The organism is Paenibacillus sp. PK1-4R (assembly GCF_030369595.1).
In the GTDB taxonomy this organism is placed as follows: domain Bacteria; phylum Bacillota; class Bacilli; order Paenibacillales; family Paenibacillaceae; genus Paenibacillus.
In genome coordinates, this window is the sequence record NZ_CP126535.1 from 6477639 (window position 1) to 6495432 (window position 17794).

17 protein-coding genes are annotated in these 17794 nt (G+C 47.4%); 10 read left to right on the forward strand and 7 right to left on the reverse strand.

Features of this window, described 5'->3' with window-relative positions; all coding sequences use genetic code 11:
- Nucleotides 1–62: 62 nt before the first annotated feature.
- Nucleotides 63–2885, reverse strand: a complete 2823-nt coding sequence (locus QNO02_RS28120; protein WP_289390567.1) for a glycoside hydrolase family 3 C-terminal domain-containing protein — start codon at nt 2883–2885, stop codon at nt 63–65.
- 368 nt (nt 2886–3253) lie between these two features.
- On the opposite strand from QNO02_RS28120, the gene QNO02_RS28125 reads away from it, so the two are divergent.
- From QNO02_RS28125 to QNO02_RS28145, 5 genes are all read left to right on the forward strand, one after another.
- Nucleotides 3254–4798, forward strand: coding sequence for an FAD-dependent oxidoreductase (locus QNO02_RS28125; protein ID WP_289390568.1), 1545 nt, complete (start codon nt 3254–3256; stop codon nt 4796–4798).
- Nucleotides 4799–5094: 296 nt separating this feature from the next.
- The gene (locus QNO02_RS28130; RefSeq protein ID WP_091036026.1) at nt 5095–5424 is read left to right on the forward strand and encodes a PadR family transcriptional regulator; all 330 of its coding nucleotides are present in this window, start codon (nt 5095–5097) and stop codon (nt 5422–5424) included.
- Nucleotides 5417–6010 (forward strand): HAAS signaling domain-containing protein, encoded by a 594-nt coding sequence (locus QNO02_RS28135; RefSeq protein ID WP_091036024.1) that lies wholly within the window; start codon nt 5417–5419, stop codon nt 6008–6010. Before QNO02_RS28130 ends, QNO02_RS28135 begins: the two co-directional genes overlap by 8 nt.
- Complete coding sequence (locus QNO02_RS28140) at nt 6007–6906, forward strand: DUF4097 family beta strand repeat-containing protein (protein WP_133386163.1); 900 nt, start codon at nt 6007–6009, stop codon at nt 6904–6906. The genes QNO02_RS28135 and QNO02_RS28140 overlap by 4 nt, the downstream gene beginning before the upstream one ends.
- 77 nt (nt 6907–6983) lie before the next feature.
- A complete protein-coding gene (locus QNO02_RS28145) occupies nt 6984–7703 on the forward strand; it encodes a 3-ketoacyl-ACP reductase (RefSeq protein ID WP_133386164.1) in 720 nt (239 codons plus the stop codon).
- Nucleotides 7704–7995: 292 nt separating this feature from the next.
- Here the strand turns inward: QNO02_RS28145 and QNO02_RS28150 are convergent, their stop codons facing one another.
- Complete coding sequence (locus QNO02_RS28150) at nt 7996–8535, reverse strand: helix-turn-helix domain-containing protein (protein WP_017691808.1); 540 nt, start codon at nt 8533–8535, stop codon at nt 7996–7998.
- Between the two features lie 67 nt (nt 8536–8602).
- A complete protein-coding gene (locus QNO02_RS28155; protein ID WP_249912737.1) occupies nt 8603–8968 on the reverse strand; it encodes a glyoxalase superfamily protein in 366 nt (121 codons plus the stop codon).
- A 227-nt stretch (nt 8969–9195) separates the two neighbouring features.
- On the opposite strand from QNO02_RS28155, the gene QNO02_RS28160 reads away from it, so the two are divergent.
- The 5 genes from QNO02_RS28160 (at nt 9196) to QNO02_RS28180 (ending at nt 13555) form a co-directional block, all read left to right on the forward strand.
- Nucleotides 9196–9861, forward strand: coding sequence for an alpha/beta hydrolase (locus tag QNO02_RS28160; RefSeq protein ID WP_289390569.1), 666 nt, complete (start codon nt 9196–9198; stop codon nt 9859–9861).
- A gap of 7 nt (nt 9862–9868) precedes the next feature.
- Nucleotides 9869–10639, forward strand: a complete 771-nt coding sequence (locus QNO02_RS28165; protein ID WP_133386168.1) for a DODA-type extradiol aromatic ring-opening family dioxygenase — start codon at nt 9869–9871, stop codon at nt 10637–10639.
- 421 nt (nt 10640–11060) lie between these two features.
- Entirely contained in the window at nt 11061–11657 is a 597-nt protein-coding gene (locus QNO02_RS28170; RefSeq protein WP_289390570.1) for an SMI1/KNR4 family protein, read from the forward strand.
- A gap of 143 nt (nt 11658–11800) precedes the next feature.
- A complete protein-coding gene (locus QNO02_RS28175) occupies nt 11801–12802 on the forward strand; it encodes a cation diffusion facilitator family transporter (RefSeq protein ID WP_017691803.1) in 1002 nt (333 codons plus the stop codon).
- A 252-nt stretch (nt 12803–13054) separates the two neighbouring features.
- Nucleotides 13055–13555: a hypothetical protein gene (locus QNO02_RS28180; protein ID WP_017691802.1), complete on the forward strand. Its 501-nt coding sequence runs from the start codon at nt 13055–13057 to the stop codon at nt 13553–13555.
- A 334-nt stretch (nt 13556–13889) separates the two neighbouring features.
- Here the strand turns inward: QNO02_RS28180 and QNO02_RS28185 are convergent, their stop codons facing one another.
- From QNO02_RS28185 to QNO02_RS28200, 4 genes are read right to left on the reverse strand one after another with little or no spacing between them, the layout of a single operon-like run.
- Nucleotides 13890–14963, reverse strand: coding sequence for an ABC transporter substrate-binding protein (locus QNO02_RS28185; RefSeq protein WP_091036006.1), 1074 nt, complete (start codon nt 14961–14963; stop codon nt 13890–13892).
- Nucleotides 14960–15769 carry an ABC transporter permease gene (locus tag QNO02_RS28190; RefSeq protein ID WP_062836831.1) on the reverse strand — a complete coding sequence of 270 codons (810 nt, stop codon included), beginning with the start codon at nt 15767–15769 and terminating at the stop codon, nt 14960–14962. Before QNO02_RS28190 ends, QNO02_RS28185 begins: the two co-directional genes overlap by 4 nt.
- Nucleotides 15744–16577, reverse strand: a complete 834-nt coding sequence (locus QNO02_RS28195; RefSeq protein WP_017691799.1) for an ABC transporter permease — start codon at nt 16575–16577, stop codon at nt 15744–15746. The genes QNO02_RS28190 and QNO02_RS28195 overlap by 26 nt, the downstream gene beginning before the upstream one ends.
- Complete coding sequence (locus QNO02_RS28200) at nt 16567–17676, reverse strand: ABC transporter ATP-binding protein (protein WP_062836830.1); 1110 nt, start codon at nt 17674–17676, stop codon at nt 16567–16569. Before QNO02_RS28200 ends, QNO02_RS28195 begins: the two co-directional genes overlap by 11 nt.
- Nucleotides 17677–17794: the final 118 nt, after the last annotated feature.

Here is a 17794-nt window from a genome sequence, read left to right on the forward strand (position 1 = left end):
ATAGCAAACAATAAACAAAAGCCTCCGAATAAGTTCGGAGGCTTTTTCATGAGTTATTTGACTTAACGAATCTCGAAGTGACTGATGCGCACGCCTGCAGACAACACAATGTATACATCCTGCGCACCTGATGCACCTGTGAGTTCAGCCATCACGGTAGACCACTGCTGGGCTTCACCTTGCGCCAGTTCCACACGTCCTGCGAGCGTACCGTCTGCTGAACCGAGTCGAACTTCTAACACAGCACCTGCTTGTTCTGCGGAGACACGCGCTCCAATTGCTGCTGCCCCACTACCCAGATCGGCATCCTTGAAAGCAATCCATCCTTGCTCGCCAACTGCACGGACAGCACTTCCGCCCTCTTTGCTCTCATCCAGATCAACACCCAGGTAAGCATCATAATTCTCAGCACGAGTAGCCACACCCAGATTACGGGCAGGGATCGTCTCTCCTTCTACCGTCAGGTCTGCAACCAGTTGGACATCAGAGGATGACTTGGCAACCATGATGGAGTAAGTTCCACTTTCCACGACATACCGATCACGAGTTACATCCCAGATTGCCAGTTCCTGAACAGGCAAGGTGAAGCTGACTTTCGCTGTAGCTCCCGCTTCGATATGAAGACGACGGAATCCTTTTAACGTTTTGAGTGGACGTTTCACACGCGATTTGCCTGCACGAACGTACAACTGTACAACTTCGTCACTGGCGATTGAACCCGTATTGCTCACATCTACAGTTACCGTAACGTTGCCCTCTGTACCCACTTGAGCTGGGCTAAGTTCCAAATTGCTGTATTTAAACGTTGCATACGTCAGACCATGTCCAAACGGATACAATACATTACCTTCAAAATATTGATATGTCCGACCGGATTGAATGATATCGTAATCCTTGATGTCGGTCAGTTGATCTGCTGATTGTACCCATGTCATGTTCAAACGGCCTGCTGGCGCATAGTCGCCATAGAGTACGTCTGCTACTGCGTTACCCAGTTCCTGTCCTGCGTGTGAAGTGTACAATACCGCCGGGATGTTCTCCTGAACCCAATTCGATGTGAATGGATAACTACCCACGATGACCACAACCGTATTCGGGTTCGCGGCATAGACCGCCTCAACCAAACGTTGCTGAGATTCGGCCAGATCCAGACTTGGACGATCAATTTCTTCTTTACCATTTACAAGCGGATTGTTACCAACAAAGACAATCGCCGTTTCCGCAGCCTTGGCAGCTGCTACCGCCTCCTCAAGTCCATCCACAACCACATCCTGCTTGAATGTCTCTGTGGCACCAAAGGTTTTCAGTTCTTCGGACACTGCAAATGCATCGTTTCCACCATTAGGTGCAGTCACTGTTTTGCCGTTCCAAGTGGTCAGACCTACACTGCCATCCTCTTGTGGCAACAGGTGGAATACTTCCTTCACTAACCAACCATACACTTCATCTGCGGAAGCCGTTACGGTCTCTTCATCTGTGGTCAGATATTTGCCGTTGCTTTCCGCCTGCAAGGTATAACTTCCGAAGCCCCAGTCGGATACCATAAATGTCTCTGCTTCACCCGAAGCAATGACAGGTGATTTTTCACCATCTGCCAGTCCAATCTTCTTCCCATTGGCTACGGAAGTTAACGTAATACGGTCATTACCATCCTTGAACGATACTTTATCGCTGCCTACTTTGCCACGGATCGCCTCAAGTGGGGATACGTTATACGGCATGGTGCCTGCATACCAGTCACGATAGACCGTTCCGCCCAATTGACCAATCACAGCCACTTTACCAGCTTTTGTTTTGTCCAGCGGGAGCGTGCCTTGGTCGTTTTTGAGCAATACCACTTGTTCTCTGGCAGCTCTGAGCGACAGTTCTTTTGCTTTCTCCGTCATCATGGACTCTTCACCAATAGCAGCGTACGGGTTGCCTTCTTCCGGATCAAACTCGCCCAGACGGAAACGCACACGGAACGTATTAAACAACGCTTTGTCGATGTCATCCATCGTGAGTGTACCTTGTTCCAATCCTTCACGTAGTGCCTGTTTGGACAGTTCGGCATCATCGGTGATGCTATCAATTCCTGCCTTCACAGATTCTACCGTACCCGGTGTGTGGGAATCATAGTATTTATGATCGTTCTTGATGCCCATTACATCGCCTGCGTCGCTGACAATGAAACCATCCATGCCCCATTCGCCTTTGACAATCTCGTTCACAAATGGATGCAACAACGCTGGTGTACCATTAATGGAGTTGTACGCCGTCATCATGGACTGTGCGCCGCCTTCCTTAAATGGCTTCTCGAACGCTTTCAGATAATATTCACGCATGTTGCGCGGATCAATGCTGGACGAACCACTTCCGCGATCCACTTCGTTATTATTCGCAAGAAAATGCTTCAAAGTAGCAACCGCTTTGTAATACTTCGGATGGTCGCCCTGAATTCCTTTGACCATTGCTGTTGTCAGCTCGGCTGTCAGTTCTGGATCTTCACCATACGCCTCTTCATTCCGTCCCCAGCGCGGGTCACGTTCCATATCTACTGTAGGTGCCCACAGCGTAAGACCGTTCACTGCCGGATTTCGTTTATAAAATACACGTGCCTCGTCTCCGAGCACGGAGCCAATCTCCTTCATCAGATCCGCATCCCACGTGCATGCAAGCCCCACTGGTTGTGGGAAAGATGTTGCTTCGCCAAGCCAGGCCAAGCCGTGGGCCGCTTCTGTTCCGTGTTTGTATGCAGGCACACCCAGGCGGTCTACTGCTGGCTGATATTGCAGCATGGATTCAATTTTTTCATCTTCCGTCAAGCGGGATACAAGGTCCTTCACACGGGTGTCTAACTCTAGTGCTGTATCTTGAAACGGATATTTCGTTTGGTTGGTCGTCATATGGAATCTCCTTTGGTTATCGGTAGTTAATTAAAATGATAGCGAATACATATATCAAGAAAAAACGGAGGTTAATTCGGTTGAAATCTTTCTTCCGATGGATAGACTAATTCTTTTATAATCAACGTTTACAGGTGTAAAACTCTACCTCCTTTTCAAAACCTAAAACGGTTTCGGTAATCCTATCATATAGCATGTCTAACAAAAAAACAGAGGTTCTGTGCAGGAAATTGTGAACATCCCCTCTGCAAAATCTGAACAACACCGTTTTTTCCTGGCATAGTCTGGCAATCATGAATAAGAGTACAACGATGTGCGCTGAACAACATCCCATTCGATAGATTGAAGACGATCAAGGAGGAAAAAAAATGAGCGACAATCAGCAGCCCAAGACGGGTCTGCCCCCGGTCCCCGAATCACTGTGGCGTGCTACGCATGAATTCGATAGCTATCCAAAACTGACCGAAGATATCACCGCTGATGTAGCGATTATTGGAGCCGGTATTGCAGGCATTACTACAGCCTATCTGCTCGCGCAGACGGGTATGCGTGTAGTCGTGCTGGAGGCTGGAAAAGTGTTGGATGGCACGACCGGTCATACCACTGCCAAGGTATCTACACAACACGGCGTCATATTTGATGAAATTATGCATCACTTCGGACAAGAACAGGCTCGGATGTACTATGAAGGCAATGCCGATGCTGCCAAGTGGATGCGCAATCTGGTGAAGGAAAAACAGATTGATTGCCAGTGGGCAGAGGAAGATGCCTACGTCTATATTCAATCAGAGGAAAACATTAAAAAACTGGAGATCGAGCTGACCGCCTATGGCAAACTCAATATCCCTGGTGAGTGGGTAGATCCACTCCCTATTCCAGTTCCCGCCAGAGCGGGTATCCGCATGCCGGGTCAGGCACGCTTTGATCCGCTGGCCTACCTGCACTACTTGCTCGATTCCGCTGTGAAACAAGGGGTACAGATCTACGAGCATACGACAGTTACGGATGTAGAGGAAGACGCTTCACTACATGTCAGAACTTATGGAGATGGCCCATCCGTAACAGCGGAACATGTTGTCGTGGCTTCTCATTTTCCCGTCTATGATTCCGGGTTTTATTTCACACGATTACACGCCGAACGATCCTACGCTGTATTAGTCGAACCGGAGAAACCCTATGCGGGCGGCATGTACATCTCGGACGATACACCGTACCGTTCCTTGCGTACCGTCTTGCATGACGGTAAGGAACTTATCCTCTTTGGCGGCGAAAATCACAAAACCGGACAAGGCATCTGCACCTTCGGTCATTATGAACGTCTGGAGCAGTTCGCAGCGGAGACATTTGGCATTCGCAACATTCCTTTTCGCTGGTCAGCCCAGGATCTGATCTCTATTGACAAGGTGCCTTACATTGGACCGATTACCGGAAGACATGAACGTGTCTATGTGGCGACCGGGTTTGCCAAATGGGGAATGACAACTGGCACGATGGCAGGACACATTCTTGCGGATCGCATCAGTGGACGTGACAATCCTCATGCCGCTGTATTCGATCCGGCAAGATTCAAGGCCGATCCTGGCATGAAACATTTTATTGTGGAAAATGTGAATGTAGCCAAGGAATTAATCTCCGGTAAAGTAGGTATTGTGCACAAAAACGTTAGTGATATTGGCGAAGACGAAGGAGCCGTCGTTCGTCATAATGGCAAACGTGCTGGCGCCTACAAGGACACCAGTGGCAAGCTGTTTCTGGTGGATACCACCTGTACTCATCTGGGGTGCGAAGTCGAATGGAACGAGGGCGAGCGTTCGTGGGATTGCCCATGCCATGGTTCCCGCTTCGATTATGCAGGCCATGTCATTGAGGGCCCTGCTGTGGAAGACCTTAAAGTTCTGGATGCACAAGAATAACCGACATTTAGCGATTAACCTGTAAACCAAAGAAACAAAAGTTCATCTCACAGACCGGATCGGAATCCGCCTCCAGACGGAAGTAACCGATCCGGTTTTTGCGTATGCTGAATTATAGCTAAACAGACAGCTTCAGCTAAGCATCAGTATTAAACGAACTTATTATCGATCAATCGTGATACGGAACTATTTTAAAATCACTACCTTGCATTAAACAGTACTGGATGCTATGATGACTTCACCACTACTGAACAATATACAATAGCTATAAATGAAGCTACGAAGGAGGAACCTGTGTGAATGTGAACATCCAGTTCAAAAAAGGAGTATTGGAGCTGTGCGTCCTGGTATTAATAAACCGCCAGGATCGGTATGGCTACGAACTGGCTCAGGCTGTCTCCAAACATATCGAAGTTGCTGAAGGTGCACTGTATCCCTTGCTTCGCCGGCTTGTGAATGACGGTTACTGCACCACCTACCTGCAAGAATCAACTGAAGGCCCGCCGCGCAAGTATTACCGACTGTCCGATACAGGTCGCGACTACATGACGGCACTGACGACAGAATGGAATGAATTTGTGCGCAATGTCGCAAATCTGATTGAGGAAGGAACCCCTAATGAATAGACAACAATTTATGAAAGCCATGGAAGTTCATCTACGGCCGATGGACCCATTCGAACGGGCTGAGTTGCTCGCCGACTATGATCAACATTTCGAGCTTGGACTACGAGAAGGCAGGCTGGAAGAAGAGATCGCTCGGGAACTCGGACAGCCGGAAGAAATCGCCAAGGAAGCACTCGGTGATCGTTATGACATTCATACGCCGGGTTCAGATGCATTCTATGCACCGACGTATCGCGAAATGCGGTCACCCAGAAACAGCACCAGAGCCACTCGCAAATTTTTCACAGCCATCGGCCTGTTATTTCTGAATCTGATTCTTGGCATCCCCCTTGGTCTCATGATGTGGTCGGTATGGCTTGTTATTGCCAGCCTTTCCTTGCTGGTATTGGCTCCTGTGGCAGCGGTTGTGGATTTCTTATTCCTGAGCCAACTCGATAAAGCAGAGATCTTCGTTGCGATTGGCGCTTTCGGTGTCGGCATTTTGTTTGCCATCACATCGAATTATGTCTTTAGAGCCTTCAAAATCGTCACTCTTCAATATATTAGATGGAATAAAAACACGATGAAAGGAGATGTTTCCGCATGAGTACCAAAAAATGGCTTGCGCTTGCCGTGATATGTATCGGAATAGGTTTACTTGGGACATCCATTTATGGCGTTCAGTTCGGGGATGAACGGGAGCATTATTCCAAACGATGGGATTTCAAAGCAGATGAATTGCAGAACATTATCATGAATGCTAATTTCAGTGCAGATATTGAATTTGTTGTAAGCCCGGATTCGAATGGTTATATCGAAGTGGATGGCAAATGGGACCCTGCTGTAGTCAAAAGCTTCGAACAGGCCACTTTATCCAACGGCACATTCCAACTGGCGCAGACAGAACGTGAACGATTGCAGTTTTTCACCTTGTACTGGAATGATCAAGACTCCACAATAACCGTTGCCCTGCCTGAAGGACACCAACTAAATGAGGTTAAGCTGGACTCCTCTTCAAGTGAATGGGATCTGACAGGGCTAAATGCCAATCAGCTTGAGCTGAATAATACCTCAGGTTCAATACGTCTGGAAAACATCAAGGCGCCCAATATTGAATTGGTTCTAACTTCGGGTGACATTAACGCTTCCATGATTGATGGAGACATGACCGTGAAACAGACATCCGGAAGCTTCACAGCAGATCAGATTGCCGGTCATGTAAACAGTAAGATTAAATCAGGAGATATTGAGATTACTGAATTAAACGGCGCAGCTGATGTTCAATTCACTTCGGGTAGCATTCATATTGAGCAGTCCCATTCCGCCCCGATTAATGCGTCTGGAACATCAGGAGATATTTTCATTCAAGCTGCACCTGATTTTGACGGAATCTACGATGCTAAGGCTACTTCGGGAAGTGTGGATGTACCTGAATCCCCAATGGTAAGCCGGGAAGTAATCAAGGCCCGTACCTCCTCTGGCAGCATCGAGATTACCAAATAGTGATGAAGCAAATTTCCGAACTGTGGGTAATATAGTATAATCAAATGCCAGTCCAATTCTAAGGAGGAATTATCCACATGGAACTTAAAAATAAAACAGCTGTCATCACAGGTGCCGGAAAAGGTATCGGTCGTGCCATCGCTGAAGCCCTTGCCAAAGAAGGTGTGCACCTTGGCCTTATCGCACGTACCGCTTCCGATCTACAGGCTCTTCAACAGTCTCTTAGTCAAGAATACGGTGTGAAAGTAACCAGTGCTGTAGCAGATATCTCGGATCGCACACAGGCGGAAGCCGCTGTAGCAGCCATTGAGATGGAACTCGGCGCGGTGGATATCCTCATCAATAATGCAGGTATCGCAAGCTTCGGCACATTGCTGGATATGGACCCGGAAGAGTGGGAACGCATTCTGCATGTTAACGTTATGGGTACATATTACGTCACACGTGCTGTCCTTCCAAGCATGATCAAGGAAAGTAGCGGCAGTATCATCAATATTGCTTCCACTGCAGGTGAACGCGGATTCGCTACAGGTTCGGCATACTGTGCATCCAAATTTGCGCTACTTGGCATGACCGAATCTCTGATGCAGGAAGTGCGCAAGTCCAACATTCGTGTAACAGCACTGACACCAAGCACCGTTAATACGGAGCTTGCGACCAATGCCGGACTGAAAATTGGCGACGAAGATCGCATGATGCAAGCGGAAGATGTAGCTGAACTTGCACTCGCAACGCTCAAGCTGTCCGACCGTGTCTTCGTTAAAGCAGCAGGCATCTGGACGACTAATCCACAATAGACAGGTGCTTCTGACCTTTCTAACGAATCTCTCGCACCTTATTGTGCTTTTTTGCAGGAAATGAGAAACGTAACGAATCTCTGCGACGTTATTTCGCCAGAAGTCTTGTGAAATGTAGCCAAATACACGCACAGCAGTGAACTAAAGCGTCTGAGATTCGTTACATCTCGATATCTGCTTTAAATCACCTAATAGGGCTCGCTCAGTTCGTTAGAAATATAAAAGGACGTTTCCCATTGTACATGTATGCAGGTTCGCATGTTCATGACTTGGGAGCCGTCCTTTTTTTATTCTATAAATGATCCAGACCCAATTCTTTGGACACTGCAATGAGCACCACCGCAGGCTCCTCACCGATATTGGTCACTTCATGGGGCACGATCGCATTCCAGGTAAACGAATCACCCACTTCAAGAACTTCCACATCCTCGCATTGCTCCGCACGAATCTTGCCCTGCAACACCAGATGGCTTTCCTCTCCGGCATGTTTGCTCACCCCGGTTGAAGCACCTGGCGGTAACTCCACAATGGACATACGCATCGCACCTTTGGCTGTAAGCTGCTGCACTTTGATCTGTCCGCTTCCCGCCGTTGTTTCCTTGCGCTCGTTCTTGCGTACCACATTCATCCGTTGCTCCGGTGTCAGCAGTAAATAGGGAAGTGGCACTTCCAGATAATCCGCAATACTCTCAAGCGTAGCAATGGAAGGTGACGTTTTGTTATTTTCCACGTTGCTGATAAAACCTTTGGACAACCCCGTGCCCTCACACATCTGCATGATCGTAATCTGTTTCTGCTTGCGGATCGTACGAATAGCCAAGCCAATATCCATATTGCGTCCCTCCCCTTCTATTGATCTATCTAAGACACCAGTCGTACGCGTCGCTTCTTCAGGTTAACTATTCGGCGCTTGCCTCAACAAATATAATCCGATTACCAAACGGATCTGTCACGGTCATTTCTCTTGAATTCCAAGGGGTCTCCTCTATACCTGGTCTCGCATTTTTGTACTTTTTCTGACGAAGTGCACCATGGAATGTATCCAAGTTATCTGTTTCCACGCGCAAGGCAGCTCCAGGTGTACAATCTCCATGATGTTCGGACAGATGAATCACGATGGAATCGAGCGAAACCTGCATATATAAGGGCATATCTTGCTCAAATCGATGTTCCCAATCCAATTGAAACCCTAGATATTCAAGGTAGAACTCTCTAGCTTTATTTTCATCAAATATTCTCAGAATAGGCACGATACTTTTTAACATCCTGATCACGTCCTCGGGAATAAGATATAAACCATTCGCAGCGGCATTTATTGTAGATACATTCAAGATTTTTAATAAACAACATATATTCATCATACAAAAAAAGTATTGACCCTACAATGAAACCATGATAAATTTTGTTCATAAATAAGAATATTTATTTCATATTAGTGAACTTTATCATCAAAGCGATATATTAACTCATTCCTCATCAGGTGGTGTTTTCAATGAATTCTCCTTATATACATGAAGTCCGCTTACCGTCCCATTACAATGCAGATCAACGTTACCCTGTAATCTTCGCCTTACATGGCATGGGATCAGATGAACAGGATATGCTTCGTTTAATGGAGCCTATGCAGTCTGATTTTATTATTGTTGCCATCCGTGGGCCTATCGTTCAGGGTAGTGGTTATGCTTATTTTCAGATCAAAAGCATTGGCAACCCCATCCGTGAATTGTATGATGCCTCTGTGCTGGGATTGCAACAGTTGATTGTTGATCTGTCCGCCAAATATGCGATTGATCCCACGCGGCGTTATATCGCCGGATTCAGCCAGGGCGCTATTATGGCAATGACCCTATCGCTGGTGATGGGAGATGCCATTAAAGGCATAGTAGCCATGAGTGGGTACATCCCGCAATTTGTGAAAGACGAGTACAAGCTGCAACCCGATTCGGAGCTGTCTGTGTTCATCTCACATGGAGATCAGGATCATCTATTCCCGCTGCAACTGGGCGAAGATAACGCCAATTTCTTCCGTCAACACACCAATCACGTCACATATGTACCTTACAACGGTGGACACCAGGTGACCCCCGATCTATATCAACAATTTCAACACTGGCTTCGGACGGATGCAAATCTGACTACCGAAGACCGAAAGGACTGAATTCAAAATGATGCCATCTCTGTTTATTGCTCACGGTGCCCCGTCACTTGCACTGGAGGAGAATGTGTACACCGAATTTCTGCAGAAACTCGGACAGGAACTGCCAAAACCTAAAGCAATCGTATTGTTCTCTGCTCACTGGGAATCCACCACTCAGCTTGTATCCTCGGTAGCTAATTACGAGACCATCTATGATTTCGGTGGTTTCCAACCCGAGCTGTATCAGATCAAGTACCCGGCTCAAGGACAGGCAGAGACCACAGCCGAGGTAGAGCGTTTATTTGCAGAAGCAGGGATCCCGGTACAAACGGATGATGTTCGTGGCCTGGATCACGGCGCCTGGGTCGTTCTACGCCTGCTCTACCCAGATGCGGACATTCCCGTAATTGCCTTGTCCGTGAATCGCTATCTGACAGGTGAGCAGCAATATCAGGTTGGACAAGCGCTCGCTTCCTTACGCGAGCAAGACATTCTTGTGATCGGCAGCGGCGGAACCGTCCACAATCTACGTCGATTGAACTGGGAAAGTAACGGTGTTGACCCGTGGGCATCAGAGTTTGATAACTGGCTGCATGACAAGCTGGTGAGTTGGGATACGGAGTCTCTCTTTTCCTATGATACACTGGCACCTTCAGCTCAAGCCGCCGTGCCTACGCCGGAGCATTTTGTACCACTGTTGCTCGCTATGGGTGCGGGGCATCAGAACAAACAGGCATCGCTCCTGTTCAAAGCCTATCAGTATGGCAACCTGAGTTTGTCCTGCTGGAAGTTTGATTAAAGAGGACTATATAAAACGAACTAAAGTATTTACACTCGCTACTCCGATGACAGAACAACCTTCCGATCGCTGTTATCCCCAGATTTTTTATTTACTTTATATAAAGGTGAAAATCTGGTGATAAAGGCGAACACTTCGCTTCTTCAGGTTATTTCTGCCCTCTACGTTTTCGTGTAAAAGATTAGTTTTATTTATATAGTAGATAAATAACTAGCGTGAGTTACAGGGGGGTCCCCTGTTGCTCACGCTTTATTTGTTGTTACCGCCTTTGAATAATGAGACCATTGTAGTAGGTAAAGCAAGGACTCCGGTTTCTTGTGTGCTTTTCCGGATTATAACTATAATATGAGGTGAAATCAGGCACAGTTTGCTCGCATATCACTCACCATATTATCTGAATAGCTCATACGGAGGGAATTGGATGCCAGAACAGCGTATATATGAATTGATGGATGAACTGGATATGTTGCTGGAGGAGAAGGTACAAGATGAGGAAAACCGGGAGCTGCTCACCGCATATCGCGAGTTTGAAGGCGTGACGGATGAGCAGCTTGACGCATTCGAGCAGGAACACGGTATTCGATTACCTGCTGATTTTCGTGCGTTTTATAAACGTAAAAATGGGAGTGGATATGGCTTTCACGTCTTGTATCCAAGCCTCGAGGAAGGGCGAGAGTCTGAGCCATTTTACCTGTTATCCCTGGAAAAGATTCAAAAGGAGCAGTCCACTCTGGTGGAGAACCGCATGGATGATTATTTTACCGAAGAAGAGATCCGTGAGCTTGATCCTCGAATCAAACCCTACCTTTTTCAAAAGAAATGGATCACGTTTGGCATGCTTGGAGGTGGCTCACTGTATCTGATGTTCGATTTTGATCCGACAGAGCAAGGAACGGTTGGGCAAATTATTATGTATGTACATGATCCGGATTTTGTATATTATGTCACTGGGACGTTTACGGAACTGTTGGAACAGTCTAACCGGAATTTACGTGAATTGGATGCCATTGAGTACTGAGATGCACATGATGATATGACCTTTTTTGCATAATGCTGGGATATGTCAAAGCGGTTATAATAACATTTAGTGGAAATGCACATGCTGTATAGATAAAATGCCTTTTCTACACCTAATACATTGATCTGGGAGGAACACACGAAGTGGCTGAACAACCGAAGTCTGAGAGCTTTATGTCTCTCGTCAAAAAAGGAAACACATCCTCCGCTGTAGCGATGGCAGGTAATGCTGTTCTTGCGGTGTGCAAAGGGGGAGCCTTCCTATTCAGTGGCAGTGGTGCCATGTTCGCTTCGGCGATGCATTCACTCGCTGATGCCATTAACCAAGGGTTTGTCTTTGTCGGAAGTGTGTTGTCCGAGAAAAAACCTACACGCCGCTTCCCGACCGGATTCGGACGGGTCATCAACATTTTCTGTATGATCGCCGTTATTGTCGTGACGATTATGGCCTATGAGACCATTCATGAGGGGATTCACCTGCTCCAGCATCCTGTTGGTCATACCGGCGGTCTCTGGATTAACATCGGAGTGCTTGTTCTGAACATTGTCATTGACGGGGCCATCCTGATCAAAGCCATGAAGGAAATTCTAAAAGAAGCACGCGCACCCAAAGCCGCCGGATTGGCCTTGGTCCCTGCTGCCATCAAAAATGTAGGCCGTGCTGCGCCACCAACCCGTCTCGTATTCTACGAAGATGTTGTAGCAGTACTCGGTGCGACACTCGCCTTGATCTCCGTTGTAGTCATTGCATTAACCAATTTTGCATTGCTCGATGGCATTGTGACAACGATTATTGGATGTCTGATGATCGCTGTAGCCTTCCGTGTCGGTTACGATAATATGATCGGATTGATTGGTGTAGCGGCTCCACAGGATATTGAGGACAAAGTGTCCCAAACCATTCTGGCAGACACACATGTTGCTGACATTCAGATGATGCGTATTATTCAGGAAGGCCGTTATTATCATGTGGAAGGTCTCATTGAGTTGACCAAAGGACTCAGCCTGGCTGATGCGGATGACATCAAGTTCCGTATTCAGGAGAAACTGATGACGAACCCCGATATCGCCGACGCTGCCATCTCCATTATTGAGGATGACGGTGTGAACAGCTGGGGCAAGAAACATTCAGATGTGGTGAAATAACAAGCTTCGTTTTGGATAAAAAGAATGACAGAACCCACTCTTCAACAGAGTGGGTTTTTAGTATGTTCAACTACACACTCATCTACAAAGAGGTAGTTGCCCAAATACTTACCTAGACTTTGGTCTAGGTTCACTTTAACTCCAAAGACGGAGGATAGACTTTTCCAGTTCATGGTATGCTGTGAATAACGAAAGTATTGCTCTACATACAACCGTTCGGAAATTGATCTTGTATTAAGAAGGAGAGATATTATGGCTAAACGTACGATCCTTGCGCCTGTTCTCATTTTGCTGGGCGTGTACCTGATTCTGAACCAGGGAGGTTCACTCGGTCCGGGTACGATCTTTGCGACTTTCTGGCCCACGTTGTTCGTGATTCCACTAGGACTGTTCTTCCACTGGCTGTACTTCTCCATGATTGGCAGAGGGGTTGGACTACTGGTTCCCGGTGGGTTGTTACTCACTGTTGGTATCGTCTGTCAGATCGCTATGCTGTTTAACAACTGGGGTACGATGTGGCCGGGCTTCATTCTGGCTGTAGCTGTTGGTTTGTTCGAATTATACTGGTTCGGTGGTCGGAACAAATGGTTGCTGATCCCCATCAACATTCTAACGGTTATCTCCCTGCTGTTCTTTGCCGTGATGTCGATTGGCACGATGCTGAGCAGTTTGAGCTTTATCCAGCCGTTTGTGGCGATTGTGCTGATTATGGGTGGGGCTTGGATCATGGTGGGTCGCAAAAAGCGCATGTAGTGTCATTCATATAAGATGAATAAGGTACGGGTTCACACTGAGCCACTCCACGTGCAGAATAATCTTTCGATCGCTGTTATCCCCGGATTTTTTGATTCCCATTTTACAATGGGAAAATCCGGTGATAAAGGCGAACGCTCCGCTTCTATAGCTTATTTCTGCCCGCTCCGTTAACGTGTGCCCTGTAATGTTCATCTTATATGGCACTTCAAGCGCTATTGCTCTGAAGTAGGTAATAAAAAAGGGTTGCTGCTCGTCATTCAAATGAAATGACGAGCAGCAACCCTTTTTGTTTTTTTCATAATCTAACGAACTGTGCACACGTTATTGGCGGTTATTTACTGTGCATTTTAAACTCCAGGAACAGGTCGTTATAATGCGAGAGCATTTTTTTACCCAGATTATCGTAGACCTCCAGCTTACCTGTCAGTGTCTCGTCTGGATAGAACCGTTCATCCTCCGAGATGTCCTCTGGCAGCAGCTTAAGGGCCTCAGCGTTTGGTGTGGAATATCCCACATACTCGGCATTGCGAGCCGCATGGTCTGGGTCCAGCATGAAGTTGATAAACTGGTGTGCCCCTTCAATATTACTCGCCGTCTTTGGAATAACCATGTTATCGAACCAGAGGTTTGATCCCTCTTCTGGCACCATGTAATCCAGCTTGTCGTTCTCATCCATAATCTCGGATGCATCCCCGGACCATACAAGTCCAACTGCCGCTTCCTCGTTCGCAAGCAGCATCTTGATCTCATCACCCACAATTGCTCTGACGTTTGGTGTCAATGTAGACAGCTTCTTCAGCGCTTCTTGCAAATGGTCTTCGTTGGTATCATTCAGAGAATACCCGAGACTGTTCAATCCCATCCCAATGACTTCGCGTGCGCCATCAAGGAGCAGGATTTGGTTTTTCAGACGCGGGTCCCACAGGTCGTTCCAGCTATCAAACGTCAATCCATCCACCAGTTCGGGATTGAACACAACCCCCACTGTTCCCCAGAAATAAGGGATCGAGTACTTGTTGCCTTCGTCAAAGGACAAGTCCAAGAATCGCGGATCGATGTTGCTCAGGTTAGTCAATTTGCTGTGATCAATTGGAACGAGCAGGTCTTCCTCTTTCATTTTGCTAATCGCATATTCAGAAGGAATCGCCACATCAAACGTAGTACCGCCCTGCTCAATCTTGGTCAGCATCGCTTCATTGGAATCAAACGTCTGATAGATGACCTTAATGCCTGTCTCATCCTCAAATTCCTTGAGCAGATCCGGGTCGATATAATCGCCCCAGTTATAGATGGTCAGCGTGTTTCCGCCAGAATACCCCTGACTCTTATTCAGATACGAAGCCAGGATCATCAGGGCAAAGGCGGCCACAAAAACAAGCGCAAATGTCCGTACCAGTTGCTTCATGGTCGCAGCCCCTTTCCTCCTGGAGGTATCCGTGTTGCACGGCGGTTAATGAAGTAATATCCAACCACCAGCAGCACCGTGAGCAGGAACAACAGGGTAGACAAAGCATTGATGGACAAGGAAACACCCTGCCTTGCTCTGGAGTATATCTCTACCGAGAGTGTGGAGTATCCATTACCCGTGACAAAGAATGTTACCGCAAAATCATCGAGCGAGTACGTCAATGCCATGAAGAATCCGGCAAAAATACCCGGTTTCACGTATGGCAGCACCACACGCGTCAGAATCTGCCATGAACCAGCGCCCAGATCGCGTGCTGCATCCATCAGTGTTGGACTCATCTCCTGCAGCTTCGGCAGTACCATGATCACAACGATCGGTACACTGAATGCGATATGAGACAGCAGGACCGAAGTGAAGCCCAGTTTGATACCAATCATGGTAAACAGGATCAGGAACGATGCACCAATGATGACATCGGGACTCACGATGAGCACGTTATTGAGTGACAGCAGCGTGTTCTTGGTCCGTTTGCGACGCACATGGTAGATCGCCAGTGCTCCTGCAACACCAAGGATCGTTGAGATCGCTGATGACAGGAGCGCAATGATAAATGTATTCAGCACAATGATGAGCAGCCGTGTATCGGCAAACACTTCTCTGTACCATTCAAGCGTGAATCCTTCGAAGCTGCGCATGTGACCGCCGCTGTTGAAGGAGTAGAAGATCAGATACGCAATCGGTGCGTACAATATGGCGAATACAACGGCCAGATAGACGTTAGACAGCTTTCCGTTTCTTCCCATTACGCACCTCCTTCTTGCCTGATCCAGTCAGGAACATAATAATCGCCATCGCAATAATCAAAAAGACGGCAATCGTTGAACCCATCCCCCAGTCCTGGGTGACGAGAAAATGCTGTTCAATCGCTGTTCCCAGCGTAATTACACGGTTCCCCGCAATAAGGCGGGTAATCATGAACAGAGACAGTGCTGGAATAAATACAGCCTGACAGCCTGATTTCACACCGCTAATCGTCAGCGGAAAGATAACCCGGCGGAAGGTCAGCCAAGATGAGGCACCCAGATCCCGCGCCGCGTAGATCAACGATGGATTCATCTCTTCCAACGCATTGAAGATCGGCAGGATCATGAATGGAATGAAGATGTACACCGAGACAAAGATAAAACTGAAATCGGTGAACAAAATCTGCTGTGTGCCAATACCCACGACTTCAAGCAGGGAGTTGGTCAAACCGTACGTTCCAAACAAGCCGATAAAGGCGTACGCTTTTAACAAAAGATTGATCCAGCTTGGCAGAATGATCAGCAGCAACCACAGCTGCTTGTGCTTCGTCCGGGTCAGCATATACGCCGTTGGATACGAGATAAGCAGCGAGAACGCCGTAATCAGAAATGCATACCAGAACGAACTGAGCGTCATCTGCAAGTACACCGGCGTAAAGAAGCGGGCGTAGTTGCCAAACGTGAAGTTACCCTCCACATCGAAGAATGAATAATAGATGACCAGCAGAACCGGCGCCACAACAAACAACACCATCCATAGTACATATGGAATCAGATACGCATTGCGTGTGCTGGCCTTAGTCTGCATGAGCGGCCTCTTGATAGGCTTCGAGTCGTTTGTCGAACTCTTCTTCGGTCTCGTTAAAGCGCATAACGTGTACAGCTTCCGGGTCAAAATAGAGCCCTATCCGCGCGCCGACAACAGCTTTCTTGGTTGAATGAACAAGCCACTCATTGCCCGCATCGTCGTACGTGGATATTTCGTAATGCACTCCGCGGAATAACTGGGAGTCCACATTGACCTTCAGCTTACCTTGTTCTTCGGTTGTAATCTCAAGATCCTCTGGGCGAATGACAATCTCTACCGGCTCGTCCGGCTGGAGACCCTGATCGACACACTCGTGCTGTGCGCCAGCGAATTCCACCACAAAGTCCTGCTTCATTTTGCCCGATACAATGTTCGATTCCCCGATAAAGTCTGCCACAAAGCGGTTAATCGGCTCATCATAGATATCATTCGGTGTACCGCTCTGTTGGATCACGCCGCCATTCAGGACAAAGATCTCGTCGGACATCGCCAAGGCTTCTTCCTGATCATGTGTAACAAAGATAAACGTGATGCCCAGTCGCTGTTGCAGCTCCCTTAATTCATACTGCATTTCGGTCCGCAGCTTCAGATCGAGTGCTGAGAGCGGCTCGTCCAGCAGCAGAATTTCAGGTTCGTTCACAATGGCGCGTGCAATCGCAACACGTTGTCGTTGTCCACCAGACATTTCGCCAATTTCACGGTTCTCATAACCGGACAGATTGACGAATTTGAGGGCTTCCAACACTTTGCTGCGAATTTCAGCCGTTTTCATCTTTTTGATCCGCAAGCCAAAAGCTACGTTCTCAAATACATTCAAATGTGGAAATAACGCATAATCCTGAAATACGGTATTCACTTGCCGCTGGTGGGCAGGCACTCGGTTGATGAGCGCACCATTAAAATAAATACTGCCCTGAGTCGGCTCCGCAAAACCGGCAATCAACCGCAATATCGTTGTTTTCCCGCAGCCCGATGGGCCAAGAAGCGTATAAAATTTACCCCGCTCAATCTCAAAGCTGACTGCCTTCAATACGGCTTCATCCTGATCGTATTGCTGAGTCACCGCTTCAAAGCGGATAATCGGTTGTTGTTCTGACATGCTTCACATCGCCCCCTTATACTTGAGGTACCTCTTAATTCTGTACACTTTCATTCATGCATCCTTATAGATAACCCATCTATTATATATGATTCAGGTATATCCGCAATGGTTTTGA

What these genes read in the sequence shown, in the direction of transcription:
- QNO02_RS28120 (WP_289390567.1), bottom strand. Translation starts at nt 2,885, where the DNA reads ATGACGACCAACCAAACGAAATATCCGTTTCAAGATACAGCACTAGAG.
- QNO02_RS28125 (WP_289390568.1), top strand. Translation starts at nt 3,254, where the DNA reads ATGAGCGACAATCAGCAGCCCAAGACGGGTCTGCCCCCGGTCCCCGAA.
- QNO02_RS28135 (WP_091036024.1), top strand. Translation starts at nt 5,417, where the DNA reads ATGAATAGACAACAATTTATGAAAGCCATGGAAGTTCATCTACGGCCG.
- QNO02_RS28140 (WP_133386163.1), top strand. Translation starts at nt 6,007, where the DNA reads ATGAGTACCAAAAAATGGCTTGCGCTTGCCGTGATATGTATCGGAATA.
- QNO02_RS28145 (WP_133386164.1), top strand. Translation starts at nt 6,984, where the DNA reads ATGGAACTTAAAAATAAAACAGCTGTCATCACAGGTGCCGGAAAAGGT.
- QNO02_RS28150 (WP_017691808.1), bottom strand. Translation starts at nt 8,535, where the DNA reads ATGGATATTGGCTTGGCTATTCGTACGATCCGCAAGCAGAAACAGATT.
- QNO02_RS28155 (WP_249912737.1), bottom strand. Translation starts at nt 8,968, where the DNA reads ATGTTAAAAAGTATCGTGCCTATTCTGAGAATATTTGATGAAAATAAA.
- QNO02_RS28160 (WP_289390569.1), top strand. Translation starts at nt 9,196, where the DNA reads ATGAATTCTCCTTATATACATGAAGTCCGCTTACCGTCCCATTACAAT.
- QNO02_RS28165 (WP_133386168.1), top strand. Translation starts at nt 9,869, where the DNA reads ATGATGCCATCTCTGTTTATTGCTCACGGTGCCCCGTCACTTGCACTG.
- QNO02_RS28170 (WP_289390570.1), top strand. Translation starts at nt 11,061, where the DNA reads ATGCCAGAACAGCGTATATATGAATTGATGGATGAACTGGATATGTTG.
- QNO02_RS28180 (WP_017691802.1), top strand. Translation starts at nt 13,055, where the DNA reads ATGGCTAAACGTACGATCCTTGCGCCTGTTCTCATTTTGCTGGGCGTG.
- QNO02_RS28185 (WP_091036006.1), bottom strand. Translation starts at nt 14,963, where the DNA reads ATGAAGCAACTGGTACGGACATTTGCGCTTGTTTTTGTGGCCGCCTTT.
- QNO02_RS28190 (WP_062836831.1), bottom strand. Translation starts at nt 15,769, where the DNA reads ATGGGAAGAAACGGAAAGCTGTCTAACGTCTATCTGGCCGTTGTATTC.
- QNO02_RS28195 (WP_017691799.1), bottom strand. Translation starts at nt 16,577, where the DNA reads ATGCAGACTAAGGCCAGCACACGCAATGCGTATCTGATTCCATATGTA.
- QNO02_RS28200 (WP_062836830.1), bottom strand. Translation starts at nt 17,676, where the DNA reads ATGTCAGAACAACAACCGATTATCCGCTTTGAAGCGGTGACTCAGCAA.